The 23,436-nt window shown below is 67.6% G+C and carries 23 protein-coding genes; 10 read left to right on the top strand and 13 right to left on the bottom strand.

From position 1 onward, the window contains the following. Window positions 1-3 precede the first annotated feature (3 nt). The 12 genes from htpX to BKA23_RS01725 all read right to left on the bottom strand — a co-directional run bounded on the left by htpX (window position 4) and on the right by BKA23_RS01725 (window position 11,969). Window positions 4-882 carry a zinc metalloprotease HtpX gene (gene htpX, locus BKA23_RS01780; protein ID WP_145224939.1) on the bottom strand — a complete coding sequence of 293 codons (879 nt, stop codon included), beginning with the start codon at window positions 880-882 and terminating at the stop codon, window positions 4-6. Between the two features lie 46 nt (window positions 883-928). After that, a complete protein-coding gene (locus BKA23_RS01775) occupies window positions 929-2,374 on the bottom strand; it encodes an NADH-quinone oxidoreductase subunit N (RefSeq protein WP_145224937.1) in 1,446 nt (481 codons plus the stop codon). Continuing rightward, complete coding sequence (locus tag BKA23_RS01770) at window positions 2,371-3,873, bottom strand: complex I subunit 4 family protein (protein ID WP_145224935.1); 1,503 nt, start codon at window positions 3,871-3,873, stop codon at window positions 2,371-2,373. The genes BKA23_RS01775 and BKA23_RS01770 overlap by 4 nt, the downstream gene beginning before the upstream one ends. Next, window positions 3,867-5,936 carry an NADH-quinone oxidoreductase subunit 5 family protein gene (locus BKA23_RS01765; protein ID WP_145224933.1) on the bottom strand — a complete coding sequence of 690 codons (2,070 nt, stop codon included), beginning with the start codon at window positions 5,934-5,936 and terminating at the stop codon, window positions 3,867-3,869. Before BKA23_RS01765 ends, BKA23_RS01770 begins: the two co-directional genes overlap by 7 nt. Next, window positions 5,936-6,241 (bottom strand): NADH-quinone oxidoreductase subunit NuoK, encoded by a 306-nt coding sequence (nuoK, locus tag BKA23_RS01760; protein WP_145224931.1) that lies wholly within the window; start codon window positions 6,239-6,241, stop codon window positions 5,936-5,938. The genes BKA23_RS01765 and nuoK overlap by 1 nt, the downstream gene beginning before the upstream one ends. Continuing rightward, a complete protein-coding gene (locus BKA23_RS01755) occupies window positions 6,238-6,768 on the bottom strand; it encodes an NADH-quinone oxidoreductase subunit J family protein (RefSeq protein WP_145224930.1) in 531 nt (176 codons plus the stop codon). Before BKA23_RS01755 ends, nuoK begins: the two co-directional genes overlap by 4 nt. Then, window positions 6,765-7,322: a NuoI/complex I 23 kDa subunit family protein gene (locus BKA23_RS01750; protein ID WP_145224928.1), complete on the bottom strand. Its 558-nt coding sequence runs from the start codon at window positions 7,320-7,322 to the stop codon at window positions 6,765-6,767. Before BKA23_RS01750 ends, BKA23_RS01755 begins: the two co-directional genes overlap by 4 nt. Further along, entirely contained in the window at window positions 7,319-8,278 is a 960-nt protein-coding gene (locus BKA23_RS01745; RefSeq protein ID WP_145224927.1) for a complex I subunit 1/NuoH family protein, read from the bottom strand. The genes BKA23_RS01750 and BKA23_RS01745 overlap by 4 nt, the downstream gene beginning before the upstream one ends. A 46-nt stretch (window positions 8,279-8,324) precedes the next feature. After that, window positions 8,325-8,873 (bottom strand): NADH-quinone oxidoreductase subunit C, encoded by a 549-nt coding sequence (locus BKA23_RS01740; protein WP_246104403.1) that lies wholly within the window; start codon window positions 8,871-8,873, stop codon window positions 8,325-8,327. Further along, complete coding sequence (locus BKA23_RS01735) at window positions 8,870-9,439, bottom strand: NADH-quinone oxidoreductase subunit B (protein ID WP_211841659.1); 570 nt, start codon at window positions 9,437-9,439, stop codon at window positions 8,870-8,872. The genes BKA23_RS01740 and BKA23_RS01735 overlap by 4 nt, the downstream gene beginning before the upstream one ends. Window positions 9,440-9,453: 14 nt before the next feature. After that, window positions 9,454-9,831 (bottom strand): NADH-quinone oxidoreductase subunit A, encoded by a 378-nt coding sequence (locus tag BKA23_RS01730; protein ID WP_145228090.1) that lies wholly within the window; start codon window positions 9,829-9,831, stop codon window positions 9,454-9,456. 257 nt (window positions 9,832-10,088) lie between these two features. After that, on the bottom strand, window positions 10,089-11,969 hold the full coding sequence (locus BKA23_RS01725) for an HNH endonuclease signature motif containing protein (RefSeq protein WP_246104401.1): 1,881 nt from the start codon (window positions 11,967-11,969) through the stop codon (window positions 10,089-10,091). A gap of 553 nt (window positions 11,970-12,522) precedes the next feature. On the opposite strand from BKA23_RS01725, the gene BKA23_RS01720 reads away from it, so the two are divergent. The 7 genes from BKA23_RS01720 to BKA23_RS01690 all read left to right on the top strand — a co-directional run bounded on the left by BKA23_RS01720 (window position 12,523) and on the right by BKA23_RS01690 (window position 18,603). Continuing rightward, window positions 12,523-13,782: an MFS transporter gene (locus BKA23_RS01720; protein ID WP_170226327.1), complete on the top strand. Its 1,260-nt coding sequence runs from the start codon at window positions 12,523-12,525 to the stop codon at window positions 13,780-13,782. 296 nt (window positions 13,783-14,078) lie between these two features. Next, entirely contained in the window at window positions 14,079-14,402 is a 324-nt protein-coding gene (locus tag BKA23_RS01715; protein ID WP_145224921.1) for an urease subunit gamma, read from the top strand. After that, entirely contained in the window at window positions 14,399-14,740 is a 342-nt protein-coding gene (ureB, locus tag BKA23_RS01710) for an urease subunit beta (protein ID WP_145224919.1), read from the top strand. Before BKA23_RS01715 ends, ureB begins: the two co-directional genes overlap by 4 nt. Then, entirely contained in the window at window positions 14,733-16,475 is a 1,743-nt protein-coding gene (locus tag BKA23_RS01705) for an urease subunit alpha (protein ID WP_145224917.1), read from the top strand. The genes ureB and BKA23_RS01705 overlap by 8 nt, the downstream gene beginning before the upstream one ends. Continuing rightward, entirely contained in the window at window positions 16,475-17,173 is a 699-nt protein-coding gene (locus BKA23_RS01700) for an urease accessory protein UreF (RefSeq protein WP_145224915.1), read from the top strand. Before BKA23_RS01705 ends, BKA23_RS01700 begins: the two co-directional genes overlap by 1 nt. Next, window positions 17,139-17,858: an urease accessory protein UreG gene (gene ureG / locus BKA23_RS01695; RefSeq protein WP_145224913.1), complete on the top strand. Its 720-nt coding sequence runs from the start codon at window positions 17,139-17,141 to the stop codon at window positions 17,856-17,858. The genes BKA23_RS01700 and ureG overlap by 35 nt, the downstream gene beginning before the upstream one ends. Window positions 17,859-17,880: 22 nt before the next feature. Then, window positions 17,881-18,603: an urease accessory protein UreD gene (locus BKA23_RS01690; RefSeq protein ID WP_170226326.1), complete on the top strand. Its 723-nt coding sequence runs from the start codon at window positions 17,881-17,883 to the stop codon at window positions 18,601-18,603. A gap of 73 nt (window positions 18,604-18,676) precedes the next feature. On the opposite strand, the gene BKA23_RS01685 is transcribed toward BKA23_RS01690, so the two are convergent. Beyond that, window positions 18,677-19,600 carry a hypothetical protein gene (locus tag BKA23_RS01685; protein WP_211841564.1) on the bottom strand — a complete coding sequence of 308 codons (924 nt, stop codon included), beginning with the start codon at window positions 19,598-19,600 and terminating at the stop codon, window positions 18,677-18,679. Here BKA23_RS01685 and BKA23_RS01680 point away from each other — a divergent pair. From BKA23_RS01680 to rarD, 3 genes are read left to right on the top strand one after another with little or no spacing between them, the layout of a single operon-like run. Then, window positions 19,566-21,416: a 2-oxoacid:acceptor oxidoreductase subunit alpha gene (locus BKA23_RS01680; RefSeq protein ID WP_425473727.1), complete on the top strand. Its 1,851-nt coding sequence runs from the start codon at window positions 19,566-19,568 to the stop codon at window positions 21,414-21,416. The genes BKA23_RS01685 and BKA23_RS01680 overlap by 35 nt on opposite strands. Before the next feature lie 3 nt (window positions 21,417-21,419). Beyond that, window positions 21,420-22,496 (top strand): 2-oxoacid:ferredoxin oxidoreductase subunit beta, encoded by a 1,077-nt coding sequence (locus BKA23_RS01675; protein WP_145224909.1) that lies wholly within the window; start codon window positions 21,420-21,422, stop codon window positions 22,494-22,496. Beyond that, complete coding sequence (gene rarD, locus BKA23_RS01670; protein WP_145224906.1) at window positions 22,493-23,434, top strand: EamA family transporter RarD; 942 nt, start codon at window positions 22,493-22,495, stop codon at window positions 23,432-23,434. Before BKA23_RS01675 ends, rarD begins: the two co-directional genes overlap by 4 nt. Window positions 23,435-23,436: the final 2 nt, after the last annotated feature.

Below are 23,436 nucleotides of genomic sequence, written 5' to 3'. Positions count from 1 at the left end.
ACCTCAGCGGATCTGTCGGCCGTATGCCTGGTCCTCAAGTCTCTTGATGCGAGCCTCTGTCGGCGGGTGTGTCGACATCCACCGCGAAACATCCTGCGCGCGAAAGGGATTGGCGATCATCATGTGGCTGGCGTTGACGACCTTGGGTTCGGGTGCGAGCGGCACAGCAGCGGTACCGGCCTCCAACTTACGCAGCGCCGACGCCAGTGCGAGCGGATCGCCGGTGAGCTTGGAGCCGTCCTCGTCGGCGTCGTACTCGCGGGTCCGGCTGATCGCCATCTGTATAACGCTCGCGGCGACCGGCGCGAGGAAGGCCATGGCCAGCATCGCGATCGGGTTGGGACGGTCCTCGTCGTTGTTACCGCCTCCGCCGAACATGCCGAAGAACATCATCATCTGCGCCACCGAGGTGATGATGCCGGCGAGCGCGGCGGCGATCGAGGAGGTCAGGATGTCGCGGTTGTAGACGTGCATGAGCTCGTGGCCGAGCACGCCGCGCAGTTCGCGCTCGTCCAGCAGTTGCAGGATGCCCTCGGTGCAGCACACGGCGGCGTGCTGCGGATTGCGGCCGGTGGCGAAGGCATTCGGCGCCTGGGTGGGCGAGACGTAGAGCTGCGGCATCGGCTTGCCGGCCGCCGTCGACAACTCGCGCACGATGCGGTACATCACCGGAGCCTGGATCTCGCTGACCGGATAGGCGCGCATCGCCTTGATCGCGATCTTGTCGGAATTCCAGTAGCTGTATGCCGTTGTCGCGACACCGATGAGCGCGAAGATCCAGATGTAGCGGCCTCCTGCGACCAGCGCGCCGATCGCGAGCAGGATCGCCCAGATGCCGCCGAAGAGGGCGGCGGTCTTCAGGCCGTTGAAGTGATGGTGCATATCGGGCAAAACGCCTGGCTGCGTGCCCTTTGTTCCAGGCCCGGTCTCAGTGGCCGACGAGTCCCAGCAGCAGCCCGGGAGCGACGCTCGTGACGGCCAGCGCGACGAGACCGAGCAGCAGCACGACCTGGTGCACCGGGTGGACCTGCCCGGCATGAACCGGTTCGCGGCGGGCACCGAACAGGATCCGCAGCCAACGCAGATAGACCGCCACACCGAGCATCGCGTTGACGGCGGCGACGATCGCCAGGGGCCACATCGAGGAGCCGACGACCGGTTCGAAGGCCAGCACCTTGGCGACCAGGCCGACGAGCGCGGGTGGCAGCCCCATCAACGCCAGCAGCGCCAAGGACAGCGTGAGCGCCAGCAGCGGCCGGCGACGGAACAACCCGCCGTATGACGCAAGCGCCGTCGCCTCGTCGCGGCCGTCGGCATGCGCCAGCGCCGTGACGACCGCGAAGACCACGATCGTCGCGAGCACGTAGACCAGCAGGTAGCCAGCGGATGCCCGGATCGCCGAACCAGCGGTCGATGCGAGCGGCAGCACGACCCAGCCGGCCTGCGACACCGTCGACCAGGCCAGGAAGCGCAGGGTCTGCCGCTCACGCAAAGCCATGACGTTGCCGACGGTCATCGACAGGCCCGCCAGCACGGCGACGGTCACCATCGACGATGATCCGATCAGCGGGACCGTCCGGAAGATGACGAGCAATGCCGAGAGCGCGGCCACCTTGGACGTGACCGCCAGGAATCCGCCGATCGGCACCGATGCGCCGCCGAAGGCCTCGGGGGTCCAGGTGTGGAAGGGAACCAGCGAGAGCTTGAAGGCCAGCCCCGCGACGATGAACATGATCGCCAGGATCAGCACGCGCCGGTTGTCCGGGTCGGAGATCGCGGTCTGCACGGCAGCGCTGTCGATCATCGCCGAGCCGGTGGCGGCGAACCACAGCGCTGCACCCATGACGGTGATGGCGAAGCTCACCAGCGCGGTCGTCAGCAGCGCGAGCGATCCGTCGGTCGCCGATCGCCGACCCCGCAGCGCCACCAAGGCGATCGAGGGGATCGTCGCAAGCTCCAGCAGCACCAGCCATGAGCCCAGGTCACGCGCGCCGGCGACGCCGGCGGCGCCCGCCGCCGACGCCAGCAGGAGCACTGCCTGCACGGCCGCTCGTTCAGCCGGAACCCGGATCGGCCCGGCGAGCAGCGCGATCACGGCGGCTCCGACCAGTGCAGCCAGTTGCAATCCGGCACCGACGTGGTCCAGCGCGTAGAAGCATGAGCCGCCACGCACGCACAGCGTCTGGCGAGTGGCGTCGCCGTGCGGCATACGCATGACGACGGTCGCGGCCGCGGCAAGCAGCAGGACGGTCGCGAGCCACCAGTGGGCCCGGCCCAGGCGTGGCGCGATCGCGTCGAGCACGAGCAGCAGCACGGCTCCGACCGCCGGAACGAGCACCGGCGCCAGCAGCCACCAGTCGTAACTGATCGTCATCGCAGCACCGCCGAGACCAGATGGGTGACTGCCCCGGACGTGGTGTGCAGCAGCATGGTGGGCAGGACTCCCAGCACGATGGTCGCGAGCGCGAGCGTGCCGAGCACGACGATCTCGACGCCGCGCGCGTCGGTGGCGACCTCGGGTTCGGCGGGCGCGGTGCGTTCGGTGTCACCCATCCAGACGATGCGCAGCACACGCAGGCAGTACGCCGCGCCCAGCACTGCGCCCAGCACCGCAACCGCGGCCAGCACGCGGAACCACAGCGTGGAACGGTCACCGCCGGGGTTCCACGCGCCCAGGATGGTCAGCGCCTCACCCCAGAATCCGGCCAGTCCGGGTAGTCCCAACGAGGCCGCCAGGCCGATGACCAGGGCCAGCGACAACCGCGGTGACGCGTCGCGCAAGGCACGTCGAGCGGTGTCGAGATCGTCGCCGCCCCAACGCTTCTTGAGCCCGCCGACCACCGCGAACAGCAGCGCCGAAGCGATGCCGTGGGCGATGTTGGCGAACAACGCCGCCTGTACACCGATCACCGTTCCACTCATCAGGGCGAGCATCACGAAACCCATGTGGGCGACGGACGACCATGCGATCAGGCGCTTGAGACTGCGCTCCACAAGGCAGACCAGACCGCCCCAGACGATGCCGATCACGGCGAGCGTGCCGACGTATGGCGCAAGCCGCTGCACGCCTTCGGGCAACGGCGCGATCACGAGGCGCACCACGCCATACGTTCCCATCTTGAGCAGCACCGCGGCGAGCAGCATTGACGCCGCGGTGGGCGCGACCGTATGCGCGCGCGGCAGCCAGGAGTGCAACGGCCACAGCGGCACCTTGATACCCAGACCGACGAGCAGGATCACCGCGATGATGGTCTGCCGGCCGGCGGACAGGTGGTGGTGCGCCAGCTGGGTCAGGTCGGAGGTGCCGGCCGAGGTCACCAGAGCCAGGATGCCGACCAGCATGAGCGTCGACCCGAGGACCGTGTAGAGCACGAATGTCGTTGCGGCGCGTGATCTTTCGTCGGCGTCGCGCGGGTCGCCGAAGCGGTTGACGAGCACCCACATCGGGATCAGCACGACCTCGAATGCCAGGAAGAAGCTGATGGCGTCCTGCACCACGAAGCTGGCGATGCCGCCGCCGATGACCAGCAGCAGGCAGCCGAAGTAGGTGCCGGGAGTGCCGCCGCCGGGCTGCTCGTGCCGGGCATGCAACACGACCAGCACACCGACGGCGGCGGTCAGCAGCAGCAACGGCACGCTGATGCCGTCGACACCTAGGTGCAGACGCATCCCGATCTGCGGCACCCATGCCTGGTCGAGGGTCGGCCGTTGCCGTGCGACGGCGATCGAGCAGCCGAGGGCGACGAGAGTGGCGACGATCGCTGCGACGAAGGCCGTCCGGGCGCCGATGACGCGAGGTGACCGGTCGAGCACGATGAGGGCGAGCCCCAGGACGATCGGCACCAGCGGTGCCGCAAGGAGCGCGATCACCACAGCGTCGCTCCGACCAGCGCGGCGATGACCAGCCCGAGAGCGACCGCGACCAGACCGGTCTCGGGCTTGCGGGTGTGCCAGGACGCGCCGCGGCGGGCCAGCGCAGTGGTGACGGCGGGTGCCGACTGCACGGTGCGGTCGAGTCGACTCTCCACACCACTGACCGCGTGGGCCAGCGCCAGCACCGGGCGAGCGACGGCACGCTGGTAGACAGCATCGACATCCAGGCCACGGGAGGCGCTGCTGCGCAACGGCAGCGGCAACCGGGCGGCGGCATCGCCATACACGGTGCCGATCGACATCCACCGGACCAGCAGGGCGACGGCGGCCATCAGCACGAGAGCGGCCGCGATGAGCCACCCGTCGGAGTGCCGCCAGTCGATGTCGAGCAGCGGAGTGAAGACCAGCGCACCGCCGACGATCGCGAAGATCGCCAGCAGTTGCAGCCCGGCGCGGGCACCGGCGCCGGGCCTGGGAACGGAGGGGTCGGGTTCGTCGTCATACACAGGCTCCGGCTCGGGCTCCGGCTCGGGGATCTCGACCGGACGGCCGTGGGCGTCGACCGGGGCGGAGCCGACCAGCATCTCGACGATGCCGACGTCGCGCACGTCGTAGGAGTCCTCGATCGCGCGCAGCGTCTGCACTCGCTGGCTGCCCGTGCGGCGGGTGAGGATCAGCCAGACCCGCGTGGTGTATGCCGCCGTCAGCGCGACCACGCAGATCAGTGCGACGAACGCGATCTGCCCCACCAGGCTGCCGTCGACCGCCTGCCGGGCGGCCTGGTCGACGATGAGGTCCTTGGACACGAAGCCCATCAGCGGCGGGACTCCGGCGAGGGACAGCAGTCCGATGCCGACCAGGGTGCGTGGGCCGCGATGCCGGTTGAGCGCGCCCGAGAAGCGTTCGACTGCAGTGCCGCCCGCGAGCACGGCCAGCCAGCCGAAGGTGAGGAAGAGCAACGCCTTGAACATTGCGTGGGCCAGCAGGTGCTCGATGCCGAGCGATGCCGTGCCACCGACCGGCATGACCGCCAGGCCCAGCAACATCAGACCGACCTGCGAGACGGTGGACCATGCGAGGAGTTTCTTCAGATCGTGCTGGCAGAACGCGAGGACGGCGGCGAGCACGGTGGAAATCGCGGCCGAGATCGTCAGCACCAGTCGCGCGGGGTCGGAGCGCTCGAGCAGCGGCAGCAGGCTGGCGAGGACGACGGTGCCGGCGGCGACCATGGTGGCGGCGTGGATGAGCGCCGAGGCCGGGGTCGGGCCCTCCATCGCGTCGGGCAGCCAGTCCTGGAACGGGAACTGCGCGGATTTGCCGGCCACTCCGCACACGATGCAGATCATCGCCGCGGCGAGCGCTGCGTGGTGATCGTGGGCGACCGTGCTCCAGTGCGTGACGATGGCGCTGATCGAGGTGCTGTGGGCTCCGATGGCCAGTGCCACCAGGCCGACGAGGAAGGGTGCATCGGCCAACCGGGTGACGATGAACGCCTTGTATGCCGCACGTCTGGCCTTCCCCCGCTCGGACTCGTGACCGATCAGCAGATACGAGCACCAGCCCATGAGTTCCCAACCGACGACGGTCAGCAGGACGTCGCCCGAGAGCACGACCAGTTGCATCGCGGCCGTGAACAGGCCCACCGTTGCTGCGAACTGGCGATAGCGCGGGTCGCTGAACAGGTACCAGCGTGCGAACAGTTGCACAGTCCACGACACCAGCGCGACGGCCACCGAGACCAGAGCCGCGAGGTCGTTCACGTGTAGCCGCAGCGGTATGCCGAGATCCGTGCCGACCGGCAGCGCGCCGATGGTGCGAGGGTCGACGACTGCGCCGCCTTTGACCTGTTGTGCGAGCAGCGCGATCGCCGCGAGCAGCCCGAGGAAGCTGCCGGTTGCGGCGACGACGAAGGCTGCACGTGAACTGCCGCGGGTGACGAGCACGACCAGGGCGGCGACCGCTGCGGGCAGCAGGATCGCAAGATGGCTGGGCTGGATGCCGAGGTGCAGCGCGAGTGTGTGCTGATCGAACACGGAAGAAGCGAGCACGGTGGAGGCGCGCATCAGTCGTCCTCACCCGCCTGGGCGAGATCGATGGTGCCGCGGGCCCGGAAGACCGCCAGCACCACCGCGAGCGCGACCGCGATCTCGGCGGCCGCGATGGTGATGACGAAGATCGTGAGCACCTGACCGGAGCGCATCGCATCGGTGGTCAGCGATCCGACGGTCACGAACAGCAGTCCGGAGGCGGCCAGCATGAGCTCGACGCCGATCAGCAGGAGCACGGCGTTGCGGCGCGCGAGCACGCCATACAGCCCGATGCCGAACAACAGACCGACGAGCGTGAACGGCAGCAGCGGGTGGATCACGACTGACCCGCCTCGACGTCGGCGCGGGTGCGAATCCGCAGGCGGGACAACGCGAGAGCGGCCACGAGCGCGACCAGCAGCAAGGCGGACAGCAACTCGAAGGGCCACACCCAGGTGCCGAACAACTGGGTGGCGAGCTGCTGGCTGGTGCCTCCATGGATAGCGACGGTCTGGGTGCCGAAGGCAGCGACCAGGACCGCTGCGAGCAGGGCCGCGGTGGCGGCGCCGACGACGAGGGCCGCCGCGCGCTGCAGCAGGGACGTGTCGTGGTCGTGGCTGCGGCCGATCGGGGCCCGGGTGAGCATCAACGCGAAGAGCACGAGGACGACGACGGCACCGACATACACCAGGAGTTGCACGAGGGCGACGAGTTCGGCGCCGAGCACGAGGTAGCAGCCGCACAACGCGGTCAGGCTGACGACGAGCCACAGCGCGGCGTGCACGAGGTGTTTGGTGCCGACGGCGAGGATCCCGGAGCCGGCGCTGATGACCCCGGCGATGGTGAACAACACGTCGTATGTCGTCACGGTGTCTCACCCGGATCGGCATCGACGGCTGGGGAGTCGACCGGCGCGGAGTCAGGGGCAGCGGTCGAAGCGGCGACGGCTGTGACATCAGTGGCGATGACGGCCGTGGCCTCCGGCGGTGGCACCGTCGGCATCCACTCGCCGAGCTTGTCCTTCTCGTGCAGCAGGTTGCGGATGTCGGTCTCGGAGTATTCGAACTCCGGGCTCCAGAACAGCGCGTCGAACGGGCAGACGTCGATGCAGATGCCGCAGTACATGCACAGGCTGAAGTCGATCGCGAACCGGTCGAGCACGTTGTGCTGGCGCGCCCGGCCGCCCTCGGGGCCGGGTTCGACGGTCTCCTTGTGCGAGTCGATGTAGATGCACCAGTCGGGGCACTCGCGCGCGCAGAGCATGCAGGAGGTGCAGTTCTCCTCCAGCAGGGCGATGACGCCGCGGCTGCGGTTGGGCAGGTCAGGGTGCACGTGTGGGTACTGCTGGGTGTGCGCGTGCTGCGTCATCGTGCGCGCGGTCGTCGCCATGCCCTTGGCCAGACCGGACAGGAATGTGCTCATCGGTTCATCACCACCACGACGACTGCGGTCAATGCCAGTTGGAACAACGCGATCGGCACGAGTCCGAGCCAGGCCACCCGTTGCAGTTGGTCCTCCCTCAGCCGCGGCCAGGCGACGCGCACCCAGATGATCAGCACGGCGATGACGAAACCCTTGAGCAGGGTCCACAGCCAGCCGACCGTTCCGGGGAACGGCCCGTGCCAGCCGCCGAGATAGAGCACCGACAGCAGCAGCGACATGACGACGATGCCGGCGTACTCCGCCAGCAGGAACAGCGCGAAGCGGAGCCCGGTGTATTCGGTATAGGGACCCATCACCAGCTCGGAGTCGGCGACCGGCATGTCGAACGGCGGCCGCTGCAACTCGGCGGTGGCCGCCACCACGAGCACGACCGCGCCGGGCAACTGCCACAGCAGCCACCACGGCGACCAAGCGTGCAGGATGCCGGTCAGCGACAGGGAACCGGCGGCGATCGCGAAGGATGCGCACGTCAGGATCAACGGCAACTCGTACGACACCAATTGGGCCGCGCTGCGCAGACCGCCGAGCAGGGCGTACTTGTTGCCGCTGGACCACCCGGCCATCAGGGTGCCGACGGTGCCGAAGCCGGTCACCGCCAGCAAGAACACGAGACTCGCCGGCACGGTGGCGCCGTAGAACCCGGGACCGAACGGTATGACGGCCAGCGCCAGCAGGTAAGCGACGATTCCGAGGGCCGGCGCAAGGCGGAAGACCCGCTTGTCAGCCGCCAGCGGGACGATGTCCTCCTTCTGCGAGAACTTGATGCCGTCGGCGACCAGTTGCGCCCAGCCGTGGAAGCCACCGGCCTCCATCGGCCCGAGGCGGCCTTGCATGTGAGCCATGACCTTGTGCTCGGTCTGCCCGACCAGCAAGGGCAGCACCAGGAAGGCCACCAACACGCAGACGGCGCGCACGACGATCTCTGAGAGAGTCACGCCCGATCACCCGATTTGGCTGGATGGCAACGGTTTTCGGCCGAAATCATCGCGGCCCCCAACTCTCGTCGGGGACGCCCGGAGGCTGCATGCGACGACGCGGCGCGCGTGCCGGTTTGCCGTCCTTGCTGTCTCCACCGGGCTCCTTGGCGCCGGGCCATGGCTTGCTCGCGCGAGCCACGAGGACGAACGACTTGCGCAGGGGCGTGCCGTCGAAACCGTCCGGCAGCAGCAGCGGGCGCAGCCCGGACCCGCTGGCGTCGGTGAATCCCTCGAAGGCGATGCCGAACATCTCGTGGGTCTCGCGCTCGTGCCATGCGGCGCCCGGCCAGAGGCTGGTCACGCTCGCAATCGCCTGACCGTCCGGCACGCGGGTGCGCACGAAAATCTCGCGCAGGTGGCCGGGCGTCACGTCATACAGGTGGGCGACGACGTCGAATCCGGCGGGCTCGGCGTCGGTCTCGTCGACCGCAGTGATGAAGTCGAAAAAGGTGAAACCGTCCTCGCGTTGCTGCTCGAGAGTGGCGGACCAGTCACCGAATTCACATGTCTTCCAAGGGATTTGGTATGCCGCAGCACTCGCCTCATCGGTCACTGAGCTACCTCCGGTGGCGCGACGAGCGGCCTGGAGACCTCTGCCGCGGAGACGCGACGACCGGCATACGGACCGAGGCGGTCACGCAGCGCACGGCCGCGCAGCTTCTCGCCGGCGATCTGCTGCTGCAGCACGAGGATCCCGTTGAGCAGGGCCTCCGGGCGCGGCGGGCACCCCGGCACGTAGACGTCGACCGGGATCAGTTGGTCGACGCCCTTGGTCACGCAGTAGGAGTCCCAGTAAGGGCCGCCGGAGTTGCTGCAGGCGCCGAAGCTGATGACGTATTTCGGTTCGGGCATCTGGTCGTAGAGGCGGCGGACGGCCGGCGCCATCTTGTCGGTGACGGTGCCGGAGACCACCATGAGGTCGGCCTGGCGCGGACCGGGTGCGAACGGGATCACGCCGAGTCGGATGAAGTCGTGGCGGGCCATCGACGCCGCGATGAATTCGATGGCGCAGCAAGCGAGTCCGAAGTTGAAGACCCACAGCGAGTAGCGCCGGCCCCAGTTGAGCACCAAGCGCATCGGCTTGGGCGCCGCCACTTGCGCGGCGCCGACACGGGGCATGGGCAGGTCGGTGGTCACTGCGGCTCCTTGTGGTCCGACCAGGTCAGCAGGCCACGACGTGCGGCGTGCAGCAGGCCGACGAGCACGACCGCGATGAAGATGCCCATCTCGACCAGGCTGACGACGCCGAGGCGGTGATTGCGCAGCACCAGCGCCCAGGGGAAGAGGTAGACCGCATCGACGGCGAAGACGACATACAGAAAGGCGTAGGCGACGTAGCGGATGTGACTCTGGGCCCAGCCACCGGTGACCGGATCGACGCCCGACTCGTAGGTCGTCAGCTTCGCCGGGCTCGGTGCGCGGGGCGCCAACAGGCGTCGCGCGGTCATCGAGGCAGCGAAAAGCAGGGCGCCGACGACGCCCACACCTGCCAGCACGAGATAGCCGGTCAACCCAGATGACACGCCGGAAGCCTAACCAGGGACACGGCCTGCCCTTCGGACCTGTCCACCTGTGTTGCGCTTCGATCGCCGCGATCAGCGGGAATTGTGGCCAAGACGAGCCCGGACAACTGTCGCGACGGCTCAACCCGCGACAGTTCACGCGCCCGCGATTCGACCGCGTATCAGTGGAGCGATTAGGTGAGGCGCCGGTTCAATCAGGTGGTCGCGTTCCCGTGCACGTCAGTCGGCGACCGTGTCTGTCTAGTTCAGTCGGCGGGTCGGGTGAGGTATTCGCGTCCGCCAGGACTGGTCCAGGTGCACACACCCTCGGTGGTCATGGTGACCTGCCACCGGGTTTGGTGCTTGACCCGGTGATGATGCCGGCACAGGCACTGCAGGTTCGCCGGTGTGGTCGCACCACCCGGCCAGGGGGTGACGTGGTCGGCGTCGCAGTAGGTGGCGGGTTGGGTGCAGCCGGGGAACCGGCAGTGCTGGTCCCGGTCTTTGACGAATCGGGCGATGCCGGCGGTGGGGCGGTATTTGGTGGAGGTTGCTTGGACCAGGACACCGGTGGTCGCGTCCAGGAGTGTGCGTGCCAGGGACACTCCCAGCGTGCTGGTCAACGCGTGGACGTGGGAGGGCAGGATCGTGCCGACGCCCGGCACGATGACCGGACCCACCCCCGCTATTGCCGGCGCTGACGCCGACGGCATGACGTGCCGTGATGGTGCGACCAGGTTGGCCGTGTTGGGCACAGTGACCAGGTCGGTCGGGGCACCAATGTCGGGGTAGTCACCGAAGTGCGGGTCGGCGGTGAAGACGCCTTCCAGTGGCGGGTCAGGTAACGACTCGACCAGGTGTGCCAGGGCGGTGTCCCAGTCGATTTCATGGTCAGGATCATCATCGAAGACGTCGTCCGGTGGTTCCGGCGACATTCCATGGGTCCACCCGTCCTGGTCGTCGGGTGGTGGCGGGTCGTTCTCGCAGCGGTGAACCTGGGTCCAGCCCATGGTGTGCGGGTCGGGGAACAACCGGTCACACAATGCCGCGACCCGTGCCCGGGCAGTATCCGAACCATCACCGACCACAGCACCACCGACCACAGCACCACCGGTGACAGTGCCAGCGACACCGGCTGCGGCGGATGCCGACCCTGTGGCAGTGGCGCATGCCGCGGCAGCATCAAAAGCGGTCGCCGCACCAGTTCCGGTGGTGGTTGCGGTGGTGTCGCCGACAGAGGCCGCGGAGGTGGTGTCGGCCGGGAATACCCCGGTCATGACGGGGACCTGGAAAGTGAGGTGGGTGTCGATGTGGACGTTCTGCAACACCAGATCCACCAACGCATCGACCCGGCATTGCGGCAAACTGATCACCTCGACCGCGTCGTGGTGTAGTTGCCGGGCCAGTTGCTCGACTGCGGACATGATCCGCGCTGCTTGGGCTGAGTCCAGCACGACCTTGATCTCACTCAACCCCGGCACATGACTAGCGCGACAGGACACTCCAACCTCACGCTCCCTCGTCTTCGTACCGGAGGTTTCTGCTGCGGTCGGGTCGAGGTCGGCCAGGATCCTCGGGACCCGCCTGGCAATCTGCGTGGTGGTCAACCCACCAATGCCCTGGTCTAAGAGTGCTGATTCGACTGCTGCCGCCACGTCCGTGGGTGCGGACCCCAACCCGGCGGTGACCTTGTGCATCTTCTCCGCCGCTAACCGGCCAGCCCCGACTTCCCGCAACAGTCTCGGTGTCAGCGTGACCGCGTCCAAGGCTTGGTCCAGGCGGGTATCGGCTTGGCGTGGACCCCACGCCAGCAGGGCCCCGATCTCGGAAGAGACCCACTCGTTGGTCCACCCCAACTGGTGCCGCACCCACGACGTCACCGGCGGACCCTCGGTCTCACCGGACAGGTCGGTGACGTCTTCAATCGAAGCGACCTGCGCCATCCGCACCACCCGGGCACCATCCACCGAATTCGCCACCCGCTGCACGGCCTCGACCTGCGCCAAGAGTTCGTCCCGGGTCAACCCGGGAGCATCACCGCAGATCACCTCGAACGCCCGCACCATCAACACACCCGCCGCTTCCAACAACTCCGCACTGGAGGCAGACTCCACCACCGACTCGGCCAGCAGTGGTGTGATCGACATACCTCATCGTACATACGTTCGAGAAAATGATCAAGTCGTCGACCCAGGCAAGTCGCCTCCCACGTCGCCACCGGCGAAGCCGCTGAGACTGCGATCGCCGTGTGCGACAAGGCACGGAGGGCACACGGCGTGCCGCACCGGTTGCTGTCGGACGACGGTGTCCGTTGAACACCTCCCGGCGCGGGTACCTCGATGAGCTTGTGGACCACACCACCAGCCTGAGGGCCGGTGGAAGCGCTCACCGGCAAGCCGTACAAGTCGATGAAACGCACGGAGGGTGCTGCAGCGATTTTCGGTTGCTCGGAGAATTGAGGGCCCGCTATGGTCGCGGCATGCGTCGTTCAGCTTGAGCAGAGTGCGCTCCTTCGTAAGGTCCCGTTGCCGTGCACGCCGTCGGCTCCGCGGATTGGATGCGCCCCATCACGAAACCCACGGCTACAGGCTCCAATGAGCCTGCCGAAGGCCGACGCGCCCACTGGCGCACGGTCATTCAGTACTTCGTGATCTCTGTCGCGCGTGCATCGCGCGCAGTCTGCTCAAGGACTCAGTCATCGTGCCATTGTTCATTGGTCGTCGCCCGCTGCCTGCTCGCACCGCCTACCTGTGGTGGGAAGGCAGCTGGTCACTACTACAGACCGTCGCCTTCACACTCACACTCCTGTACCAAGTGCAGGTCGTCCATCTCAACCCCGCACAGTTGCTGCTCGTCGGCGCGGTGATGGAAGCCGCCTGTTTCCTGTTCGAAATCCCCACAAGCATCGTCGCTGACGTGTACTCACGCCGACTGTCCGCGCTCATCGGTGCCGTGGTGGTGGGGGCCGGGATCCTCCTGCAGGGCATCTTCCCCTCGTTCTGGCCGATCATGCTGGCGCAAGTCATCTGGGGCCTCGGTTTCACCTTTATCTCAGGGGCCGTGGACGCCTGGATCACCGACGAAATCGGTGCCGACGCCGTGCAGCCACTGTTCACCCGCTACCAACAGCAGCACCTCGCGCTGACCTTCATCGGCATCCTCATCGCCGGCGCATTGGCCCAGGTCGACCTTCGACTACCGATGCTGGTCGCCGGCGCTGGATACCTGATGCTGGCCATCGTGATGGCCCCGTTGATGCCCGAGACCCGGTTCGAGCGCACCGCCAGCAGCGACCGCCCCACCTGGGCGCTCATGAAAGACACGTTCCGGGTCGGCCTTCATGCGGCTAGACGACCCGGGGTCGTGCGCTCACTCACCATCGTTGCTCTTATCGCCGGCGCATCGTCCGAGGTCTTCGACCGCCTATGGACGATTCACATCTTCGACGCCTTCCACCTGCCCGCCACTGGCGCGCTCCACAGCACAACGACCTGGTTCACCCTGTTCGCGCTGATCGGGGCGCTGATCTCCCTCGCCGCCAGCCTTGTCGCGAACAACCTGGCCGCAGACAGAATCAACGCGCTCCACCCCCACCGTCTGCTCGCTGCGCTCACACTCGTTCAGGCCGGCGGAGTCATCGGTTTCGCAATCGTAGGATCCCTATGGCCCGCGCTCATTGCTATGTGGATCCGCGACGCGGCCAGCAATATCACCTATCCGGTGCAATCGGCGTGGCTCAACCGCAACATCGATTCACAGGCCCGATCAACCACAATTTCGATCACCAGCCAGGCCGACGCCCTTGGCCAAGTCGTCGGCGGACCGACCCTCGGCGCTCTCGCGAACCGCACCTCAGTCTCCACCGCCATCACTGTCGCCGGGCTGCTGCTCACACCAGTTGCCATGATCTACACCAGGATCCGCCCATCGCGACCAACCGCGACGGAAACACAGCCCTGAGCCACTTCGATCACCGCTCACCGCGTTCAGCAAATCTGAGCGGTTACAACTCCCGCCAGCCTCCACGCTCCGCGACATGACCTCATCGTGTGGTGCAGTCCGCGCAGCCAAAAACGGGTGACCACTGAGACGGAATCCACTGGTACGACGGTGCAGATCGCGCAGCCCGGCGGGACGCCTTGGCGCGCAAGGCGCTGCACCGGTAACCGGCGATGTTGCGAGCCCGTCTCGCCGATGCCGGCGACGCGGGAGGAACACGAAACGCGCTCGCAACATCGGCCTGAAACACTGCCCGCATGCACCTGACCCCTGCCGACACCGAGAAGCTGCTGCTCTCCGTGGCTGGGATGGTCGCACGCGACCGGCTGGCACGCGGGGTGAAGCTCAACCACCCCGAGGCCGTCGCACTGCTCGCCACCTGGGTCATCGAGCGGGCACGCGACGGCGACAAGGCAGTCGCGACGCTCATGGAGGAAGGCCGCGACATCCTGCACACCGACGAGGTCATGCCCGGAGTGGCAGCACTGATCCCTGACGTGCAGGTCGAGGCGACCTTTCCCGACGGTCGCAAGCTGGTCACGCTGCACCACCCGATCCAGCCGAGGAACGACCGATCATGAGTGCTGCCAACGGATCCGGCCCCGGCGAGATCCGCGCGAAGGCCGGCACGATCACCATCAACGAGCGCGCCGACCGCGACCGGATCCGGTTGGTCATCGTCAACACCGGCGACCGCCCGGTGCAGATCGGGTCCCACCTCCACCTGCCCGACGGCAACTCCGCGCTCGAGTTCGACCGGACCGCCGCTCGCGGATTCCGGCTCGACATACCGGCCGGCACGAGCCTGCGGTTCGAGCCCGGTGTCAGCCGCGAGGTCGACGCCGTGCGCCTTGCCGGCGCGCACACAGTGCCCGGCATCCAACTCGGCAATGGCGAACGAGGTGCCCTCGATGGCTGAACTCGACCGCGCGCGCTATGCGGCGCTCTACGGCCCGACCGTCGGCGACCAGGTGCGCCTGGCCGACACCGACCTGTGGATCGAGATCGAACGCGATCTGGTCTCCGAGGGCGACACCGCCGGATCGGCGAATCCCGTTCTCACGTATGGCGATGAGGCCGTCTTCGGCGGCGGCAAGTCGATCCGCGAGTCGATGGCGCAAGGCAGCACCACCAGCGCCCAGGGTGCGCCCGACACCGTCATCACCGGTGTCGTCGTGCTCGACCACTGGGGCATCGTGCGGGCTGACGTGGGCATCCGCGACGGACGGATCGTGGCGCTCGGGCGCGCCGGCAACCCGGACATCACCGACGGCGTGCACCCCGAGCTGCGCATCGGCCCCAGCACCGACATCATCTCCGGCGAGGGCCGGATCCTGACCGCCGGCGGCATCGACATGCACGTCCACCTGCTGTCGACCTCGCAACTGTACGAGGCACTCGCGACCGGCATCACCACCGTCGGCGGTGGTGGCACCGGCCCGTCCGAGGGCTCGCGGGCGACCACCGTGACTCCGGGGCCATGGCATCTGCAGTCGGTGCTGCGCGGGCTCGACCAGGTGCCGGTCAACCTGCTGCTCTTCGGCAAGGGCAACACCGTCAGCGACGCAGGTCTGCGCGAGCAGGCGCTCGCGGGAGCTGCGGCATACAAGGTGCACGAGGACTGGGGTTCGACACCGGCCGCCATCGATGCGGCGCTGCGTGCCGCGGACGCCTACGGCATGCAGGTTGCGCTGCACTCGGACTCGCTCAACGAAGCCGGGTATGTCGAATCCACGTTGCGCGCGATCGACGGTCGCGGCATACACGCCTTCCACACCGAAGGCGCCGGCGGCGGTCACGCGCCGGACATCTTGTCAATCGCCTCACATCCGAATGTGCTTCCGGGATCGACGAATCCGACGTTGCCGCACACCGTCAACACGGTCGCCGAGCACCTCGACATGCTCATGGTGTGCCACCACCTGAACCCTTCGGTGCCGGAAGATCTGGCGTTCGCCGAATCCCGCATCCGCGCGACCACGATCGCAGCCGAAGACCTGCTGCACGACATGGGCGCGCTGTCGATGACTTCCTCGGACGCGCAGGCGATGGGGCGCATCGGCGAGGTGATCACCCGCACCTGGCAGGTCGCCCACGCGATGAAGTCGCGCGTCGGACCACTCGGCGAGACGTTACCCGCCGACAACGAACGCGCTCGTCGATATGTCGCGAAATACACTGTCAATCCTGCGATTGCACACGGCATCGACCACATCGTTGGTTCGGTGCAACCGGGACGACTCGCTGATCTGGTGCTGTGGGATCCGAGGTTCTTCGCCATACGTCCCGAGTTGGTGATCAAGGGAGGCGCGATCGTGTGGGCCGCTCTCGGCGATCCGAACGCGTCGATCCCGACCCCGCAGCCCGTGCTCATGCGACCAGCCCTTGTCGCCGATGCCGGCGCCGAAGTGTCACTGTCATTCGTGTCGCCGCTGGCCCTGGACGCGGGGCTGCGCGAACGCCTGGGTCTGCAGCGCGGACTCGAAGCCGTCAACGACACCCGCGAGGTCACCAAGGCTTCGATGGTCAACAACGACGCGACCCCGCGCATCGAGATCGACCCGGAGAGCTTCGCAATCGCCATCGACGGCGAGACCGTCGAACCAGCACCAGTGTCGGAACTTCCTCTCGCACAACTGTATTCGCTGTTCTGATGGCCACGTCATCTGCCGCGCTCCTGCTGGCCGACGCGCGACTGCCGACAGGTGGGCACACCCAGTCGGCCGGTCTGGAGGCGGCTCTGGCGGGAGGCCTCGGGCGCGACAGCATCCCGGCATACATCGCAGCGCGCCTGCGCACCTGCGTTCGGACCGACGCGGCCACAGCAGTCGTGGCGTTGCACGTGGTGCGATCCGGGTCGCCGCTTGCACCGGTCGTCGATGCGTGGGCTGCGCGCGTACCCAGCGCACAGATGCGAGGCACCGCGCAGGAGGCGGGCCGGGGTTACCTGCGCCTGCACCGGCACCTGCATCTGCATCTGCACGACGAGCCGTATGCCGGAGCTGGTCTCGCCACCACGGGGACCGAGTCCGTCGGGGACACGGCGCAGCTGCCTCGCCCGGTCGCGGTCGCGGTGCTGGCAGCCGAACTCGATTTGACCGCAGCCGAACTCGCACACGTGATCTGTCACGACGACGTGCAGTCGGTGTGCGCTGCGGCGCTGAAACTGACGCCCTGCGACCCGGCCGACACCGTCGTGTGGGCCTTGCGCGCGGCCCCGCAGGTCGACGCCGTCGTCGAAGAAGTCACTCACCTGACCACCCCCGATCAGATCCCCGCTTCCGCTGCACCGCTGATGGAACAGTGGCAGCACGCCCATGCCATGTCGACCCGAAGGTTGTTCCGTGCCTGAAAAACCCTCCCGCGCAATGCGACTCGGCATCGCCGGCCCCGTCGGCACCGGCAAGTCGTCGCTCATCGCGCTGCTGTGCCGACAGTTGTCCGACGAGCTCGAACTCGGGGTCGTCACCAACGACATCTACACCGACGAGGACGCCCGGATGCTGCGTGCCGCAGGTGTGCTCGACACACAGCGGATCCGCGCAGTCGAGACCGGCGCATGCCCGCACACCGCGATCCGCGACGACATCACCATGAACGCCATTGCCATCGAAGACCTCGAGAGCGACTTCCCAGGGCTTGACGTCGTGCTCATCGAATCCGGCGGCGACAATCTGACCGCGACGTTCTCACCAGCTCTGGTGGATGCGCAGATCTTCGTGCTCGACGTCGCCGGCGGCGGGGATGTCGTGCGCAAGGGCGGACCCGGCATCGCCCGTGCCGACCTGCTGGTGGTCAACAAGACCGACCTTGCGGCATACGTCGGCGTCGACGCCGATCTGATGGTGCAGCAAGGGTTTTCGGCCCGCGATGGGCGGCCGGTGATCGGGCTCAGCCGCCTCGACACGGAGTCCGTCACGCAGATCTGCGACTGGGTACGGCACACCTTGGGGCACTATGCCTCCGGCGAACACGTCGCACAGGATCCGGGCCCGATGGCGCCGCATTCGCACGGCGACGTCACGCACTCACACTGACCGACACCGCAGGCTCACCACCGTGCAACCGGCAACAGCCACCACCAGCATCGTGGCGCGCCTGACGACCGCCGGCGAGTTACGGCTCGACCTCGGCTCCGGGCTGCTGTCGCCACGCGTCGTGCGCGTCGACGGCGCCACCGCCGAGATCGCCCTGGTCGCCACCGGAGCGACACTGATCGGCGGCGACGAGGTGCAGGTCGCCATCACCGTCGGCAGCGGCATACAGCTCGTCCTGCGTGACATCGCAGGCACTGTCGCCTACCACGGACGAGGGCGCAAGTCGTTCTGGCACAACAGCGTTCAGATCGAAGATGACGGCATCCTCAGCTGGGATGCCAAGCCGCTGGTCGTGTCCGACGGCGCCGACGTCGAGCGTTCGCTCGTCGCACACGTCGCGACTGGCGGGCGGCTGTTGTTGCGTGACACCGTCGCGCTGGGCCGCACCGGCGAGCTCGGCGGCGACCTGCGGTGCAGCACGACCGTCACGTATGACGATCGCCCCGCGATCCGCGAGGATCTGCACCTCGACCGGCCCGCCCGGGGCTACCCCGGGGTGCTGGGCCCGCACCGGGTGATCGACACGCTCCTGGCCGTCGGGTGGCAGCCACAGGACCTGCAGCCGACCGACTTCGTCCTGGCGAGACCGGGTGCGTTGGCACGGGTCCTGACCGAGGTCGCTCACGAGTCCGACCTTGACCAACGGTGGCGCTCGTGGTCGCAGGAACTCCGCGGACGGCCCTGACGCACATGGCCAAGATGACGATCACTGACGAGTATGTCGCTGCAGGCAACACGCGATCGTCATCCCAACCACCCTAAGAGCGCTTCGTCGAAGTCCTCTCGACATCGCCCGATCCGCCGTCAGGCTCCTGCGGCGCACCGGCGATGAGGTCGGCGAACCAGATCCACCGCTTGCTCCACCGCTTGTCCGAGCGCTCGACACGGGCGATCGCGCGCCGCCGCTTGCGCGACCCTTCGGCGTACCTCTTGCGGAACCACGGCGAGCCGGGACGAGCCAGCCGGCACGCGCCGACGACGGCCACCGGAAAGAAGAAGATCGACAACAACGCCAGCCGGTATTTCCCCTTGCGCGCGCAGATCCACGCAGCCCACACGGAGACGACCAACAACACGACCGTGGGGATCACGAAGGCCGGACCACCCTGGAAGTCCGAGCCGGTGACCGGCACGAATCCCAGGCACACCAGGCTCAGACAGACACCGACGAGCACGACCGCCTGCACCGAGGCTCGGCCTTCGCCGGACCAGTAGACGTCCTGCAGATGCAGGATCAGCGCGAACTCGTCGAGCACCAGCGAGGCACCGACGCCGATCGCGATCGCACCCAGGCAACGGATCGCCGGAGTTGACGCGGCGGTGTTGACGACCGCGCCGACGAGCAGCAGGAAGAGCCCGGGCACCGCGTGATGCACGTGCACCCCGTCACCTGTCACGTTGTCCTTGAACGGCCCTCGCCCCGACCGGATCAACCGGGTGATCATCCGAGTCACGAGGAAGGTCACCACGAAGGCCGCCAGCAGCAGCATCAGCGGCACCGTGGTGCTGCCATCACTTCCGGACACGGCCCGCACGCCCCTGTCGACTCGATCGGTGGTTGCCAGGTATTCCAGCACGTAGACCACATCGGCCGCTCGCGCGCACGCGACGTAGATTGGCAAGCTGAACGCCAGCCAGGAGATCCCTTTGAGTATCAGCACAACCATCGACAGCGTCGTCATCCGATTCGCCGGGGACTCCGGCGACGGCATGCAAATGACCGGCGACCGGTTCACCAGCGAGACCGCAGTTCTCGGCAACGACCTGTCGACACTGCCCAACTTCCCGGCCGAGATCCGCGCACCACAGGGCACGTTGCCGGGCGTCTCCAGCTTCCAGGTGCACTTCGCCGACCACGACGTCCTCACACCCGGCGACGCCCCCGACGTGCTCGTGGCGATGAACCCCGCTGCGCTCAAGGCCAACCTCGGCGACCTGCCGCGCGGCAGCACGATCATCGTCAACACCGACGAGTTCTCGGGGCGCAATCTGAGCAAGGTCGCGTATGCCGACAATCCCCTCACCGACGGCTCACTCGACTCGTGGCAGGTGCACGAGGTGCCTCTGACGTCGATCACCGTCGACGCCCTCGCCGACTTCGACCTGACCCGCAAGGACAAGGAACGCGCGAAGAACATGTTTGCGCTAGGCCTGCTGTCGTGGATGTACACCCGTCCGCTGGACGGGACCCGCGCCTTCCTCGCCACGAAGTTCGCCAAGCAGCCGGACATCCTCGAGGCCAACCTCACCGCGCTGCGGGCCGGGCACGCGTATGGCGAGACCACCGAGGCCTTCTCGGTGCAGTACACCGTCGCGCCGGCCACCATGCCGCCCGGCACCTATCGCAACATCACCGGCAATCAGGCCCTCGCCTACGGTCTGACCGCAGCCGCGCATCGCGCGCACCTGCCGTTGGTGCTGGGCAGCTACCCGATCACGCCCGCCTCCGATCTGCTGCACCAGTTGTCGCGGATGAAGCGCTTCGGCGTCACCACGATCCAGGCGGAGGACGAGATCGCGGCAGTGGGGGCGGCGCTCGGCGCATCCTTCGGCGGGGCGATCGGCGTCACGACCACGAGCGGCCCCGGCCTGGCACTGAAGGCCGAAACCATAGGTCTGGCAGTCTCTTTGGAGCTCCCCCTCGTCATCGTCGACGTGCAACGCGGCGGACCGTCGACAGGTTTGCCCACCAAGACCGAGCAGGCCGATCTGCTGCAGGCGCTCTACGGCCGCAATGGCGAGTCACCCGTCGCGGTCATCGCACCTCACGGACCGGCCGACTGCTTCGATGCGGCCCTGGACGCCGTGCGCATCGCAACGACGTACCGCACCCCGGTGATCGTGCTGTCCGACGGATATCTCGCCAACGGCTCTCAGCCATGGCGACTGCCGGCACTCGACGACCTGCCGACCATCGACGTCACCTTCGCAACCGAGCCCAATGCCGTTGATGCCAACGGAAATCCAGTTTTCCATCCGTACGTCCGTGACGAGCGGCTCGCGCGACCGTGGGCGATCCCCGGCACACCAGGTCTCGAACACCGCGTCGGCGGCATCGAGAAGGCCGACGGCACCGGCGAGATCAGCTACGACCCTGCCAACCACGACACGATGGTGCGGCTGCGTCAGGCCAAGATCGACGGCATCGAGGTGCCCGACGTCACCGTCGACGACCCCACCGGCGACGCGCGACTGCTGGTCCTCGGGTGGGGATCGACATACGGCCCGATCGCGGCGGCTACCCGCTTGGCACGTGCCACCGGCGCATCCGTCGCGCGGGCGCACCTGCGCAATCTGGCGCCGATGCCGGCCAACCTGGGCGCGGTGCTGCGCTCCTATGACCGTGTCGTCGTGCCAGAGATGAACCTCGGCCAGCTGACGATGCTGCTGCGTTCGCGCTACCTGGTCGACGTGCGCAGTCACACCGCCGTGCGCGGACTTCCTTTCACCGCAGTCGAACTCGCCGGTGTGATCACCGACCAGCTGGAGGAGTTGTAGGTCATGACCATCGAACTCGGTATGCCGACCAGCGGTGTCGCCGACGTGCCCCGGCTGGCTGACGGCGACAGCCAGAGCAAGCGTGACTTCACCTCCGACCAGGAGGTCCGCTGGTGCCCCGGGTGTGGCGACTACATCATCCTCAGCGCGGTGCAGAGCTTCCTGCCACAACTGGGCCTGCGCCGCGAGAACATCGTCTTCGTGTCCGGCATCGGCTGCTCCAGCCGCTTCCCGTACTACCTCGACACCTACGGGATGCACTCGATCCACGGCCGCGCGCCGGCCATCGCGACTGGCCTGGCCACCAGCCGCCCCGATCTGTCGGTGTGGGTCGTCACCGGCGACGGCGACGCACTGTCGATCGGAGGCAACCACCTGATCCACGCGCTGCGGCGCAACGTCAACATCACGATTCTGCTGTTCAACAACAAGATCTACGGCCTGACCAAGGGGCAGTACTCCCCCACCTCCGACATCGGCGCGGTCACCAAGTCGACGCCGGTCGGCTCGGTCGACCAGCCGTTCAACCCGGTCTCGCTGGCACTGGGCGCGGAGGCGAGCTTCGTTGCGCGCGCTATGGATTCGGATCGTGCTCAGCTGACGTCGGTGTTGCAGGCGGCGGTGCAGCACCGGGGCGCAGCCTTGGTCGAGATCTACCAGAACTGCCCGATCTTCAACGACGGCGCGTTCGACGTGCTCAAGGACGCCGACTCCCGTGAGGCGCGCATCATGCGACTCGCCGAGGGTGAGCCGATCCGCTCCGGCAGCGGCGACAGCGCACGCGTGGTGGTCCGGCGTGACGACGGCACCCTCGAGGTGGTCACCGAGACCGATGCTGATCCGGCTGCCGTCGTCACGCACGACCCGCACGCAACCGACCCGAGTGTGGCGTTCGCCCTGTCCCGCCTCGACGACCCGTCGATGGCGCACGTGCCGATGGGCGTCTTCCGCGACGTCGAGCGCCCGACGTATGACGACGGCGTGCGTGCCCAGGTCGCCGCTGCCGCCCCCGCCGGCCCCGCTACGGACGCCGACCTGATGAGCCTGCTGCACGGCGGTGACACCTGGACGGTGCCGTGACCAGCGCCTCGCAAAAGCAGTCGGAGGGGAATCGCGGTGCGCTGCTGGGCTTTGCGGCATACCTGATCTGGGGAGTCTTCCCGCTCTACTTCAAGGCACTCGAACCTGCCGGCGCGTGGGAGGTCCTGTGCCACCGCATCATCTGGACGATGGTGTTCTGTCTGATCGCCCTGGCGGCAAAGCGGCGACTCGGCTATCTGCGCGAATTGCTGGCCAATCCACAGCAATTGGGCGCGATCACCATCGCCGCGGTGCTCATCGCGATCAACTGGGCCGTCTACATCCAGGCGGTCGTGTCCGGCCACACGGTCGAGGCGGCGCTCGGGTACTTCCTCAACCCGCTCGTGACGGTCGCGCTCGGGGTGCTGGTGCTGCGCGAGAAGTTGCGAGTGATGCAGTCGGTCGCCGTCGCCATCGGCATCGTCGCGTGCGTCTACCTGGCGATCGACTACGGCCACCCGCCCTGGATCTCGGTGGTCCTGGCGCTGAGCTTCGCCGGATACGGTCTGATGAAGAAGCGCATCGGCGGCTCGATGGACGCCCTTGAGAGCCTGGGCGCCGAGAGCACCGTACTGACGCCGATCGCCGTCGTGGTGCTGATCGTCATCACCGCGCGCGGTGACACCACCTTCACCACCCACGGCGCCGGTCACGCGGTGCTGCTGCTGACCGCGGGCATCGTGACAGCGGTGCCGCTGCTGCTGTTCGCCGCGGCTGCCCGGCGCGTCCCCCTGGTGACGATCGGACTGCTGCAGTTCGTCACGCCGGTGCTGCAACTGCTGTGCGGGGTGCTGCTGCTCGGCGAGCACCTGGATTTCGCCCGCTGGGTCGGGTTCGGCATCGTGTGGGTCGCTCTGGCGCTGCTGACCTTCGACTCGCTGCGGGCCGCCGGCCGGTCCCGCCGTCTCGCACGAGCCGCCACCTCCGCCGCGATCTGAGT

It is taken from the genome of Rudaeicoccus suwonensis (assembly GCF_007829035.1).
In the GTDB taxonomy this organism is placed as follows: Bacteria; Actinomycetota; Actinomycetes; order Actinomycetales; family Dermatophilaceae; genus Rudaeicoccus; species Rudaeicoccus suwonensis.
This window is presented reverse-complemented; position numbering and strand designations above follow the sequence as displayed.